Source organism: Sphingomonas sp. BL2 (genome assembly GCF_056680015.1).
In genome coordinates, this window is sequence record NZ_CM155261.1 from 524,449 (window position 1) to 536,548 (window position 12,100).

12 protein-coding genes are annotated in these 12,100 nt (G+C 64.7%); 4 read left to right on the forward strand and 8 right to left on the reverse strand.

What is annotated here, in order from left to right; translation table 11 throughout:
• From AC1ME3_RS02275 to AC1ME3_RS02285, 3 genes are all read left to right on the forward strand, one after another.
• Positions 1–282, forward strand: a complete 282-nt coding sequence (locus tag AC1ME3_RS02275) for a hypothetical protein (RefSeq protein ID WP_056065069.1) — start codon at positions 1–3, stop codon at positions 280–282.
• Positions 283–346: 64 nt separating this feature from the next.
• Entirely contained in the window at positions 347–583 is a 237-nt protein-coding gene (locus tag AC1ME3_RS02280) for a hypothetical protein (RefSeq protein ID WP_480954668.1), read from the forward strand.
• Positions 580–1,290, forward strand: coding sequence for a hypothetical protein (locus AC1ME3_RS02285; RefSeq protein ID WP_480954669.1), 711 nt, complete (start codon positions 580–582; stop codon positions 1,288–1,290). The genes AC1ME3_RS02280 and AC1ME3_RS02285 overlap by 4 nt, the downstream gene beginning before the upstream one ends.
• Before the next feature lie 160 nt (positions 1,291–1,450).
• Here AC1ME3_RS02285 and queE read toward each other — a convergent pair whose 3' ends face one another.
• The 7 genes from queE to parE form a co-directional block, all read right to left on the reverse strand.
• Positions 1,451–2,083, reverse strand: a complete 633-nt coding sequence (gene queE / locus AC1ME3_RS02290; RefSeq protein WP_480954670.1) for a 7-carboxy-7-deazaguanine synthase — start codon at positions 2,081–2,083, stop codon at positions 1,451–1,453.
• Position 2,084: 1 nt separating this feature from the next.
• Positions 2,085–2,789, reverse strand: coding sequence for a 7-cyano-7-deazaguanine synthase QueC (gene queC / locus AC1ME3_RS02295; protein WP_107954448.1), 705 nt, complete (start codon positions 2,787–2,789; stop codon positions 2,085–2,087).
• A 308-nt stretch (positions 2,790–3,097) separates the two neighbouring features.
• Positions 3,098–4,015: an Hsp33 family molecular chaperone HslO gene (gene hslO / locus AC1ME3_RS02300; protein ID WP_480954671.1), complete on the reverse strand. Its 918-nt coding sequence runs from the start codon at positions 4,013–4,015 to the stop codon at positions 3,098–3,100.
• 32 nt (positions 4,016–4,047) lie between these two features.
• Entirely contained in the window at positions 4,048–4,965 is a 918-nt protein-coding gene (gene argF / locus AC1ME3_RS02305; RefSeq protein ID WP_480955741.1) for an ornithine carbamoyltransferase, read from the reverse strand.
• Positions 4,966–5,152: 187 nt separating this feature from the next.
• Positions 5,153–6,343, reverse strand: a complete 1,191-nt coding sequence (locus AC1ME3_RS02310) for an acetylornithine transaminase (RefSeq protein WP_480954672.1) — start codon at positions 6,341–6,343, stop codon at positions 5,153–5,155.
• A gap of 151 nt (positions 6,344–6,494) precedes the next feature.
• The gene (locus tag AC1ME3_RS02315) at positions 6,495–7,685 is read right to left on the reverse strand and encodes a hypothetical protein (protein ID WP_480954673.1); all 1,191 of its coding nucleotides are present in this window, start codon (positions 7,683–7,685) and stop codon (positions 6,495–6,497) included.
• Between the two features lie 163 nt (positions 7,686–7,848).
• Positions 7,849–9,858, reverse strand: coding sequence for a DNA topoisomerase IV subunit B (gene parE, locus AC1ME3_RS02320; protein WP_480954674.1), 2,010 nt, complete (start codon positions 9,856–9,858; stop codon positions 7,849–7,851).
• 159 nt (positions 9,859–10,017) lie between these two features.
• Here parE and AC1ME3_RS02325 point away from each other — a divergent pair, with 159 nt between their 5' ends.
• Positions 10,018–10,875, forward strand: coding sequence for an outer membrane protein (locus AC1ME3_RS02325; RefSeq protein ID WP_253071021.1), 858 nt, complete (start codon positions 10,018–10,020; stop codon positions 10,873–10,875).
• A 456-nt stretch (positions 10,876–11,331) separates the two neighbouring features.
• Here the strand turns inward: AC1ME3_RS02325 and AC1ME3_RS02330 are convergent, their stop codons facing one another.
• A complete protein-coding gene (locus tag AC1ME3_RS02330) occupies positions 11,332–12,096 on the reverse strand; it encodes a GcrA family cell cycle regulator (protein WP_480954675.1) in 765 nt (254 codons plus the stop codon).
• Positions 12,097–12,100 lie beyond the last annotated feature (4 nt).

The window sequence follows — 12,100 nt, forward strand, 5'->3', positions numbered from 1 at the left end:
ATGCGTGCACTCATTTCCAAGGTTCTGACCGGTTCGTTGATCGCCAGCGCAGCACTCGCTGTTTCGGCTTGCGGTCCCAAGACCGAGACCACGACCGACAACACGATGGTCACCGACATGAACGCCACTGAGGGCATGGACACGATGTCCGACAACATGACCGCAGTCGACGGCGCGTCGAACGGTGGCATGATGGCCAACGACACCATGATGGCGAACGACACGATGATGTCGAACGACACCATGATGACGAACAACGCGATGACCACCAACGCAATGTAATTTCCGCAAGGGAACTACGACGTTGTGGAGGGCCGCCCGGGCAACCGGGCGGCCCTTTTCGTTATTGGCGGCGCGCGATAATTTCGGCGATCGCAGCGCGTGCGGCCGCACCCTCTATTGGGCACTCTACGGCACCCCCACGGCATCGTCGTCGGGCGATCGTTTCGGCGCCGACGGATTTCTGACGTTCCCACCTGACAACGGCGCCGAACGACGGGTCGAAAAGGTTAAAATCGCTTGGGGGTTTCATGGAAACGCTTTAGATTCGATCACTTGGAATGCCCTGGGGAGGTTGGAATGAAGGTGTTGCGTACCGCGCTCGCGCTCTGCGTGGCGTCGAGCGGGCTCGCTGTGGCGCAGTCGGCGTCGGCGCAGTTTTTTTTACAGTCGCGCGATTTCTCGGGCGCAGCCGTCACCGGCGAAGAATCCGACCTTGGCCAGGCCCTGCCCGGCGCGACGTCGGCGGAAATGCGGGCGGCGCTGGTCTGGCACATGCGTGCGGCGCTCAACGTCGCGGCGTTGCAGTGCCAGTTCGAACCGACGTTGCTGACCGTGCCGAATTATAACTCGATCCTGGCTGATCACGGCGACGAGTTGAAGGGGGCCTTCGACACGCTGACCAAATACTTCTTGCGCGTTAACAAGGCGGCGGGTCCCAAGGCGGGGCAGACCGCGCTCGATCAGTTCGGCACGCGGACGTATTCGAGCTTTGCGACCGTGGCGGCGCAATACGGCTTTTGCCAGACCGCAGGGTCGATCGGGCGTGATGCGGTGTTCGCACCGCGTGGGCATTTCGCCGACGTCGCGCTGTCGCGTTCGCGCGAGTTGCGCAACAGCCTGATTCCGTGGGGCGAGCAGCGCTTTCCCCGGTACATCGGTCGCGAACGGGGGGCACCGATGATGATCCGCCTCGATCCGATCTGCTGGAACAAGAAGGGCGAATGGGTCGTGAAGAAATGCGGCGCGCAGAACTGGCCGCCGGTCGGTTTGGGTATGGCGACTCGCTGAGAGGGTTGGCTCGGGGGTTGAGTGATGTGGAGAAGTACCTCCCAGTCCTCACCCTTCGCACCTGGCAACCGGCCGCCGGGCCTTCCCTTTGTTCAACATCCTGATCACCTAGCGTTACGCGATACCCACGCGAGAGCTGGAGTGGTGCGTGAGGCTAGGGTTAGCGCAGACCGAGCAGCTTGTGCGTCTGGAGCGACAGTCGCCATTGCGGGCGTTCCATCACCAAATCTACGCACGCCTCGCGGTTCGCATCCGCCCGCGGATCGTCGAGCGGCTGAAGCAGGAAGTTTGCGAAGTCCCAGGTTTCAACTTCCTCAATGTCACTGCCCGGCTGCGGCCAGACGAGCTTCAGCTCGTGCCCGGCGCGCTGGACGACGATGCTGCCGGCCTTGGGGCTGATGCAGATCCAGTCGATTCCCGGATGCGCCGGGATCGTACCGTTGCTCTCCATCGCAATGCGGAAGCCGTACGCATGCAGCGCATCGACGATCGCGTCATCGATCTGGAGCATCGGCTCGCCACCGGTCAGGACGACGAATCGATCGTGCACCCCTTCTCCCCAGAAGCCCGCTACCGCTGACGCCAAAGCCTGCGCATCGGCAAACTTGCCGCCGCCGAGCCCGTCGGTGCCGACGAACTCGGTGTCGCAGAACTTGCAGACCGCGGTCGCGCGATCCTGTTCGCGGCCCGACCACAGGTTGCAGCCAGCGAACCGGACGAACACTGCGCGGCGACCGGCGTTGACGCCCTCGCCCTGCAACGTGAGGAACATTTCCTTGACGGCGTAGCTCATGTCAGGCCGGCTTGACGGCGTAGCGCGTCGGGTCAGCGATCCCCGCCTCGTCGAAGCCACGCGAACGCAGGCGGCAGCTGTCGCACTCGCCGCAATGCTCACCGGCAGGCGTCGGATCGTAGCACGACCAGCTCAAACCGAGGTCGAGGCCGAGACGCGTACCTTCGCGGACGATATCCGCCTTGGTCATCATCTGGAGCGGTGCCTGGATGCGGAACGGTTCGCCTTCGACGCCGGCCTTTGTGGCGAGTTCGGCCAAGCCTTCGAACGCGGCGATGAACTCCGGTCGGCAATCGGGATAGCCGGAGTAATCGAGCGCGTTGACGCCGATATAGATGTCGCGCGCGCCTGCCGCCTCAGCCCAGCCGAGCGCGAGGCTGAGGAAGATCGTGTTGCGCGCCGGGACGTAGGTGACGGGAATGCCGCCGCCGTCTTCGGTACCCGCGCCGTCCTTCGGCACATCGATATCGGCGGTCAGCGCGGAGCCGCCGAACGCGGACAGGTCCATCGGCAACACAATGTGGCGCTCGGCACCGAGTGCGCTGGCGACGCGGCGTGCGGCATCGAGCTCGATCCGGTGACGCTGGTTATAGTCGAACGACAGCGCGAGCACGCGCTGGCCGGCTTCGCGCGCAAGCGCGGCGGATACCATCGAGTCGAGCCCGCCCGAGACGAGGGCGACCGCAAAGGGAGCAGGGGATGTCATGATGCGTGTTCGCTAGGCCAGCGAGCGCAAAAAAGAAAGGGGCCGCCCGGCGGAGCGGCCCCGAGTTTGGCGCGGACGCGCGCCACAAGGGAGAAACGTGCTGAATAAGAGCACGTGACCAGTGGTAAGGGTGAGGCGTAAAAACGCCGTTAACGCCTGTTTGCCCTCTCCCCTTGGGGGAGAGGGAAGGAGCAGCCCCTTGGTTGCGGGAGGGTGAGGGGTAGTTGGGACTGGTGTACCAAGCCTCACGCCCCTCACCCTCCCACGCTTCGCGTGGGCCCCTCCCTCTCCCCTGCAGGGAGAGGGTTTTACGCCTCCACCGGCACCGGGAATTTCTTCGCGCAGAACGCACAGTCGACGATGATGAAGCCGGTCTCGTCCGCCATCGACTGGCGCTCCTCCAAGGGAAATTTCGAAATCACACCCCGGATATAATCCGGATCGCAGCGGCAGCCGCGCATGATCGGAATGTCGGCGAGGATGCGGACGTCCTCCTCCTCGTTGAACAGGCGCCACACCAGCGTTTCCAGCGGCAACGTCGCATCGGTGAGTTCGTCGACGCCCATCGTGCTGCCGAGCGTGGCGACATGCTCCCATTCCGGATGATCGAGCTTGGTGTGAAGGCGCTCGCGCCCGTCCTCGCCCTCGGGGAGATGCTGGAGGAACAGCCCGCCGGAAATGCAGCGACCGTCGGGGCCCTTCGCCATGCCGGTGCGGATCATCGTCGGAATCTGCTCGGACTGCGTGAAATAGCTCTGCGCGGCTTGCGACAGCGTATCGCCGTCGAGCGGCACGATGCCTTGATAGCGCTCGTTGCTGGTCGCCATGTCAAACGTGATCGCGAGATAGCCAGCGCCGAACAGCGCGAACAGCGACGGCTCGGCGGGGGCCTCGGCGAGCTTGTCCGCGTCGTATTCGATATAGCCGCGCACCTCGCCGCCGCGGTAATCGCAGACGAGCAGCTGGACGACGCCGTTGTCGGTGCGCGTCTGCATCGTCAGCTGGCCGCTCGAATCCTTGAGCGTCGAACCGATAAGCGCGGCAAGCGTGAGCGCTTCGGCGAGCAACTTCTCGATCGCGGGCGGATAGGCGTGCGCGGCAAGCACTTCGTCGAGCGCGGTGCCGAGCCGGACGATCCGGCCGCGCGCACTCCGCGTGGGGATCGCGAAAGCCAGCGCGCGGTCGAGATCGGTCACATTGGGGTCGAATTTTGGCGTATCGTTCATCGTCCGCCAGATGGTGACCCTGCCCGTTCAGGTCAACCGATCTGCCCGAAGCACCAGCGCAGGACCGACTTCTGCGCGTGGAGGCGATTCTCCGCTTCCTGCCAGATCAGCGACTGCGGGCCGTCGATCACCTCGGGCGTAACCTCCTCGCCGCGGTGGGCCGGCAGGCAGTGAAGGAACTTCGCGTCGGGCTTGGCCATCGCCATCAGCGCGGCGTCGACCTGGTACGGGGTCAGCGCCTTCAGCTTCGCCTCGGCGTGCGACTGCCCCATCGAGATCCAGGTATCGGTGACGACGATGTCAGCGCCCTCGACCGCCTCGCGCGGATCGGCCACGACGCGGGCGCGGCCCGACGCGCGGACGATCGCCTCTTCCTCAGGCTGGAACCCTTGCGGGCAGGCCGCGACGACGTCGAACTGCATCAGCCCGGCGGCCTCGACGATCGAGGCGAGCACGTTGTTGCCATCGCCGAGCCATGCGACCTTGAGCCCGGGCAGCGCCTTTCCGCTCTCGATGATCGTCAGCAGGTCGGCCATGATCTGGCACGGATGCGACGCGTCGGTCAGGCCGTTGATGACCGGGACGGAGGCGTAATGCGCCATCTCCTCGATCTTGGCGTGATCGTCGGTGCGGATCATGATCGCGTCGACATAGCCCGACAGGATGCGCGCGGTGTCGGCGATCGACTCGCCGCGGCCGAGCTGCATCGAGCCGCCGTCGGACACGATCGAGATGCCCCCGAGCTGGCGGATCGCCATATCGAACGAGAAGCGCGTGCGGGTGGAGCTCTTCTCGAAGACCATCGCGAGCGTGTGGCCGGCAAGCGGCGCATCGGCATCGGTGCGGCCCTTGGGGAAGCCGGCGCGCGCCGCCTTGCGGTCGAGTGCATCGGACAGCATCGCGGCGATGCCGTCGGCTCCGGCGTCGGTGAGATCCAGGAAATGGCGGATGGTCAAGGCATCGGCTCCAGTCATGCAGGCCGTTATTCGGTAAAACCGTTCGTCCTGAGTAGGGGCTGAGCGAAGCCGAAGACCCGTATCGAAGGGTCTGGTGCCGAAGGTCGCGCCCGGTATCGGCGGGCCCTTCGATACGCCATTTCGGCTTCGCTCAATGGCTACTCAGGATGAGCGGAAGATTTCAATCGTCGGCAGCGGGCACGTAGACACGCGCGGCGGTCGACAGCTTGTCGATGCACTCGGCGATGTGGCTCTCGTCGATCACCAGCGGCGGCAGGATTCGGACGACGTTCTCGCCCGCCGAAACCAGCAGCAGATTGTGATTGTCGCGCGCGAACGCGACGAACGCGCGGCTGTCGCTCTTGAGCTTCAGCCCGAGCATCAGCCCGGTGCCGCGAACACTGTCGAACAAATGATCGTGGTTGGGGATCATCTGCTCGAGTCCCTGCCGCAACCGATCGCCCATCGCGGTGACGTTGTCGAGGAAGCCGTCCTCCAGCATCACGTCCAGGATGGCCTCGCCCGCCGCCATCGCCAGCGGGTTGCCGCCATAGGTCGAGCCGTGCGTGCCGGCGACCATGCCCTTGGCCGCTTCCTCGGTCGCGAGGCACGCGCCGAGCGGGAAGCCGCCGCCGATACCCTTGGCGACCGCCATGATGTCCGGCGTGATGCCGTACAGTTCGTGCGCGAAGAACTTGCCGGTACGCCCATAGCCGCACTGGACCTCGTCGAGCACCAGCAGCAGGCCGTGCTCGTCGCACGCCTTGCGCAAGCCGGTGAGGAACTCGTGGCTCGCCTGGCGGATACCGCCCTCGCCCTGGATCGGCTCGACCAGGAAGCCCGCGGTGTTGTCGTCGATCAGCGCCAGTGCGCCTTCGAGATCGTTGAACTTGGCATAGGCGAACCCCGGCAACAGCGGCTCGAACCCGTCGCGCATCTTCGCCTGGTTGGTCGCCGAGATCGCGCCGAGCGTACGGCCGTGGAACGCGGTGTCGAACGTGATCAGCGTGTGCCGCTGCGGATTGCCGTTGGCGAAGTGATAGCGCCGCGCGGTCTTGATCGCGCACTCGACCGCTTCCGCACCCGAATTGGTGAAGAACACCGTGTCGGCGAAACTGTTGTCGACGAGGCGCTGCGCAAGATGCTCGCCCTGCGGCGACCCATACAGGTTCGACACGTGCATCAGCGTCGCGGCCTGATCGGCGATCGCCTTGGTCAGATGCGAGTGGCCGTGACCGAGTGCGTTGACCGCGATGCCGCTGGCGAAATCGAGATACTGCTGGCCGTCCTCGCCGAAGAGGTACGCGCCCTCGCCTCGGACCGGACGCACGCCACACCGCGGGTAGACGGGCATGAGCGGGGTGATGGTCACGACGGCAAGCTCCTTCAAACAGCGAGGGCGACCCTTATCGGCCGCCCGAACCGCCTGATACGAGCGCATGAAGCCGGGGGCAACACCAGTGAACGAGCTAACGATCGAGTATCGTACCCGCAGCAGATTTACATGCGGACATTGTGATCGGTCAGCTCATTCCCGGCTCGACCGTCAGATCGAGTGCTTCAACGTGCGAGATGGTCGATCTCACAAGTATCCGAGTCCCTTTGACGGCGGCGATATCGTAAACCAAGGAATACCGCTCAATCCGACGAAGGCCCGGATCGGACGGCGCCAGCTTGAGTGGTCGATACACCCGCTTGCTCAGCGCCTCGATCACGATTTTCAGCCATTCCCCGCTGGCATTGGGCGACGCGCGCACGGTTTCGATGTCTTGCACCGTCCCGTCCGGTGCCACCCAGAACGCAATATCCGCCCATTGCGGTGTCGCATCGCCGTGCATGACCAGATTGGACGACGTGCTCGGCGGCCGCCAATTCTTCAGATCGATAGGCGGCGCGTAGACAAGTTCAGCGGTGGCAACGCGCTCGCTGCCGATCGCTCGCGCACAGGCGCGCCCAATCTCACCCCCACGAATGTCTTGCATGCGACACCGCAGCACCTTCGCGGCATCCCGAAACGGCGCAAGATCCGGCTCGGTCGTTTCTTCAATGCGACGCAACGATTCAAAGGCGGTTTGACGATAGTCCGGTCGCTTTTGCGCGATTGCAGTATACAGGCCGGCGACCCGGAACAGCGCATAGCCTTTGACACGAACATCGCCGGTCGCGGCAGCCTGCTTGGCGACTTTGGTGTAGACGTCCCGCGCAGCGATGAAGCGACCATCCTTTGCGAATGCATCGCCAACGGCAAGCCGCTGGATCAAGATACGACGATCGGTCGACGGGAGGCCGCTCTTGAGTGCGTCGAGCGAGTCGATTGCCGTGATCCGCGACGCATCGTTGCGGCCGTTGAGCGCGAGCATGCGGCCACTCGCCCGCAGCAGGTCGCCGACGTCAACGGGGAACTCCTTCCTGTATTTCATGTTGCGCCCGCGTGCTTTGTCTAACGTCCGTTGTGCATCGACATAGTCGCCTGCGAGAAACTGGTTTTCGGCATGCGCCAGCGATGCGTCGATCTCCTCCTTGGGGGGACAATGCCGGGCGATACAGGCCGCCAGCAAACGCTCGCTGTCCTCGATACGGCGGCCAACGACCACGATGGTCTTCTCCTCATCGCCGATCGAGAGCGCAACCGGCGGAGAGATTGTTGCCGGCGGAGAAACGGCAGGTTGAGTGGGCAAGGTCGATTGCAGAAGGAGGAAAGCCAACGGGATCATTTAACGATACCCCTATCTTTCGAAGCCCTGATCGCTTCGAATATAGCGTAGTGTATGCAAGCGTCTTATCGATGCAATATAATCGTTTCATCGGAATTCGATGTTTCCGCAATGTTGCGGTCGATCGAGACATGGTTCTCCACGTTGCGCTCCCCGCCTCTACTCAAGCGTCGATCGCCTCCTCGTCCATCCGGCCGGCATTCTCCTGGATAAAGGCAAACCTATGTGCGGGGTTGTTGCCCATCAGGCGGTCGACGAGGTCCTTCACCTGGGCGCGCTCTTCGTATTCCTGGGGCAGCGTGATGCGGAGCATGCCGCGGGTGGCGGGGTCCATCGTGGTTTCGCGGAGCTGGCTCGGGTTCATCTCGCCGAGGCCCTTGAAGCGGCCGACATCGACCTTCTTGCCCTTGAACACGGTGCGCTCGAGTTCGGCGCGGTGCGCGTCGTCGCGCGCGTAGACGCTCTTGGTGCCGACGGTCAGGCGATAGAGCGGCGGCTGCGCGAGGTAGAGGTGCCCGCGGCGGACGAGTTCGGGCATCTCCTGGAAGAAGAACGTCATCAGCAGCGTGGCGATGTGCGCGCCGTCGACGTCGGCGTCGGTCATGATGACGATGCGTTCGTAGCGCAGCGTATCCGGCGTGCAGTCCTTCCGCGTGCCGCAGCCCAGCGCGAGCGTGAGGTCGGCGATTTCCTGGTTGGCGAAGATCTTCGCGCTGGTGGCCGACGCGACGTTGAGGATCTTGCCGCGGATCGGAAGGATCGCCTGCGTCTTTCGATCACGCGCCTGCTTGGCCGATCCGCCTGCCGAATCGCCCTCGACGATGAACAGCTCGGTGCCTTCAGGCGAGTTCGCCGAGCAGTCGGTGAGCTTGCCGGGCAGGCGGAGTTTCCGCGCGGAGGTCGCGGTCTTGCGCTTGACGTCACGTTCCTGCTTGCGGCGCAGGCGCTCGTCCATCCGCTCCAGCACGTAATTCAGCAGCGCCTTGCCGCGCTCCATGTTGTGGCTGAGGAAATGGTCGAAATGATCGCGCACCGCCTTCTCGACGAGGCCGGCGGCTTCGGGGCTGGTCAGGCGATCCTTGGTCTGGCTCTGGAATTGCGGCTCGCGGATGAAGACCGACAGCATCAGTTCGCTGCCGACCATCACGTCGTCCGCGCTGATATCCTTGGTTTTCTTGTTGCCGACCAGATCCCCGAACGCGCGCAGGCCGCGGACCAGCGCCTGGCGCAGGCCCTGTTCGTGCGTGCCGCCGTCGGGGGTCGGGATGGTGTTGCAATACCAGCTGTACGAGCCGTCGCTCCACAGCGGCCATGCGACCGCCCATTCGACGCGGCCCTGGGTTTCGCCGTTCGCGCTCGGGAAATCCTGCGAGCCGGAGAAGAAGTCGGACGTCGCGCATTCGCGGCCGGCGATCTGGTCGCGGAGGTGGTCGGCGAGACCGCCGGGGAACTGAAAAACGGCCTGAGCGGGGGTGTCGTCGGCGATCAGGTCGGTGGCGCAGTGCCAGCGAATCTCGACGCCCGCGAACAGATACGCCTTCGAGCGGACGAGCTTGTAGAGGCGCTGTGGCTTGAAGTTCAGTTCGGTGCCGAAAATCTCAGTGTCGGGCGTGAACGCGACGCTGGTGCCGCGACGGTTAGGCGTGGCGCCGAGATGCTCGATCGGCCCCAGCGTCAGGCCCTTGGCGAAGCGCTGGCGGTATAATTGTCGATCGCGCGCGACTTCAACGACGGTATCGGACGAGAGCGCGTTGACGACGCTGATGCCGACGCCGTGCAGGCCGCCCGATGTCGCATAGGCCTTGCCGGCGAACTTGCCGCCCGAGTGGAGCGTCGAGAGGATCACCTCCAGCGCGGACTTGTCCGGAAACTTCGGATGCGGATCGACCGGGATGCCGCGGCCATTGTCGACGATCGTCAGGCGGTTGTTCGCTTCGAGCGTGACTTCGATCCGCGTGGCATGGCCGGCAACTGCCTCGTCCATAGCGTTGTCGAGCACTTCGGCGGCGAGGTGATGCAGCGCGCGCTCGTCGGTGCCGCCGACATACATGCCAGGGCGGCGGCGTACGGGTTCGAGGCCTTCGAGCACCTCGATCGACGACGCGTCATAGGTGTTGGCGGCGGTTTTGCCGGCGCCGGGCGTCGAGGGGGACGCGAACAGATCTTCAGCCATGGCAGGAACCTAGCCGCAGGCGTCGGACAAAGCCACAGGCTCCGTTTGTTCTCCCTGTGATCGAAAAGTCACATTGATATAGATTGTTGCTTTGGGGGGATAACTTTCGCGGGACCGGCAGTTTATGAAAAACCTGTCATGAAGTTTCCGGGAGTGAATATGACTAAGACGATGATGGTGGCGCTTGCTGGCGCCGCTACGCTGGGTTTTGCCGCAATGCCTGTCGCGGCGCAGGAGATCACCGAAGACGCACCGTTCAGCGGCATCTATTTCGGTGCAGCGGGCGGCTATGACGTGCAGCCGAACGACGAGGGTTCGTCGATCCTGTTCGACCGCAACCTCGACGGCCGCTTCGGCGATGCCGTCACGACCGCCGCTGGCGCAAACGCATTCTCGCCAGGCTTCTGCAACGGCGCCGCACGGAGCAGCACCGCTCCCGCCGTCGGTGGCCGTGGCTGCCGCAACGACAAGGACAATACCGCCTATTACGCGCGCGTCGGCATCGACCAGCAGCGTGGCAACATCGTCGTCGGCGTCGTCGGCGAGTTCGGCAAGTCGAACATCCGCGACAGCGTCACCGCCTTCTCGACCACCCCCGCCTTCTACACGATGACGCGCGACCTCGACTGGGAAGCCTCGATCCGCGGCCGCGCCGGCTATGCGGTCAACACGACGCTCTTCTACGGCACGTTCGGTGCGGGCTATGCACGCATCAACCGCGACTTCTATTCGAGCAACACGGCCAACGCCTATGCGCAGAGCGGCAAGAAGAACCAGTTCGGCATCACCGGCGGCGGTGGCATCGAGCAGAAGCTCGGCAAGAACATCTCGGTCGGCATGGAATACATGTTCCACCAGTATCAGGACGACGACGCGCGCGTTCTCGTGACGCGTGGCACGCAGCCTGCGAACAACCCGTTCGTGCTCGCGCCGAATACGGCTGGGACGGCGTTCAAGCGTTCGGACGACAACTTCCGTTGGCACAGCCTGCGCGGCACGGTTGCGTTTAGGTTCTGAGGCGAAGGGCGGCCGGCGCGGTTCACCGCGACCGACGACATGGGCTTTGCCCATGGCTAGCTGATATAGAAAGGGCCGCTTCCTCACACGGAGAAGCGGCCTTTTCTGTTTCCCCGCGAAGGCGGGGATCCAGTCTGGGCTCCCGCCTTCGCGGGAGAACAAGTAAGGGGCGGTAGGCATTTGAGCTACAAGAAGCGCCACCCCGGCGTAGGCCGGGGCCCAGTTGGGCAACGCTGCTAAACGCGCGCTGCGCTTAGTTACCGCTACCTTTCCAACTGGGCCCCGGCCTTCGTCGGGGTGGTAGCAGTTAGAGAAAAAGCCGCTTCCTCGCCCGAGGAAACGGCCTTTTCTATATCACGCTAGCCATGGGCAAAGCCCATGTCGTCGGCCGCGGTGAACCGCGCCGGCCGGGCTTAGGCGAGTCCTGCGCCAAGTTGGCGCAGGCCGCCCTGCGCCTTATCGCGGCCGCGGACCGCCGAACGGCAGCGGCGGAGTCGGACGCCGATCGCGGCGCGGGAGCTGCGCCTGGTACGCATGGCCGCAATGATCGACGCAATACGGGAAGCCAGGGTTCACCGCCTTGCCGCAGAAGTGGAAATCGGGCTCGCCGGGATGGCCGAGCGGCCATTTGCAGATGCGGTCGTTCAGTTCAAGCAGGCTCGTCTTGTTCGCCATCTCGGCCGACGGCTTAGCGGGCACGAGGCGACGCGGCGGGGCCGGCGTGCTGGGCGGCTGCTGTTCGCCGGGTGCCTGACGGAGGAAACCGCCTGGGCCGACCGAACGCAGAATCGGCTGCGGCGCGCGGACGGGCGCGGCGACCACCGGAGCAGCCTCGTCCTCGTCCTCGTCCTCGTCCTCGTCGTCCTCAGGCTCTTCAGCGACCGGATCCGGCTCGACCGGTGCAGCAGGCTTGGCCGCTGCCACGACCGGCGGTGCGACCGGGGCGGGCTTGGGGGCCTCGACCTCGACCGGCTCCGGTGCCGCGACCGGCTCGGGCGCCGCCGCTGCTGCCGACGCCGACGCCTCAGCCACAGCAGCCGCCTTAGCCTCGGGATCGTTCGGCTTCACCGGCGACGGGCGCGCCTGCAGCTCGAGGCGGTGGGCCTTGCCGATGACGGCGTTGCGGCTGACGCCACCCAGTGCTTCGGCGATCTGGCTGGCGGTCTGGCCGGCCTCCCACATCGTCTTGAGCGTCGCGATGCGCTCGTCGGTCCAGGACATGTTC

What these genes read in the sequence shown, in the direction of transcription:
- AC1ME3_RS02330 (WP_480954675.1), bottom strand. Translation starts at nt 12,096, where the DNA reads ATGTCCTGGACCGACGAGCGCATCGCGACGCTCAAGACGATGTGGGAG.
- hslO (WP_480954671.1), bottom strand. Translation starts at nt 4,015, where the DNA reads ATGAACGATACGCCAAAATTCGACCCCAATGTGACCGATCTCGACCGC.
- AC1ME3_RS02315 (WP_480954673.1), bottom strand. Translation starts at nt 7,685, where the DNA reads ATGATCCCGTTGGCTTTCCTCCTTCTGCAATCGACCTTGCCCACTCAA.
- AC1ME3_RS02325 (WP_253071021.1), top strand. Translation starts at nt 10,018, where the DNA reads ATGACTAAGACGATGATGGTGGCGCTTGCTGGCGCCGCTACGCTGGGT.
- queC (WP_107954448.1), bottom strand. Translation starts at nt 2,789, where the DNA reads ATGACATCCCCTGCTCCCTTTGCGGTCGCCCTCGTCTCGGGCGGGCTC.
- parE (WP_480954674.1), bottom strand. Translation starts at nt 9,858, where the DNA reads ATGGCTGAAGATCTGTTCGCGTCCCCCTCGACGCCCGGCGCCGGCAAA.
- AC1ME3_RS02285 (WP_480954669.1), top strand. Translation starts at nt 580, where the DNA reads ATGAAGGTGTTGCGTACCGCGCTCGCGCTCTGCGTGGCGTCGAGCGGG.
- queE (WP_480954670.1), bottom strand. Translation starts at nt 2,083, where the DNA reads ATGAGCTACGCCGTCAAGGAAATGTTCCTCACGTTGCAGGGCGAGGGC.
- AC1ME3_RS02275 (WP_056065069.1), top strand. Translation starts at nt 1, where the DNA reads ATGCGTGCACTCATTTCCAAGGTTCTGACCGGTTCGTTGATCGCCAGC.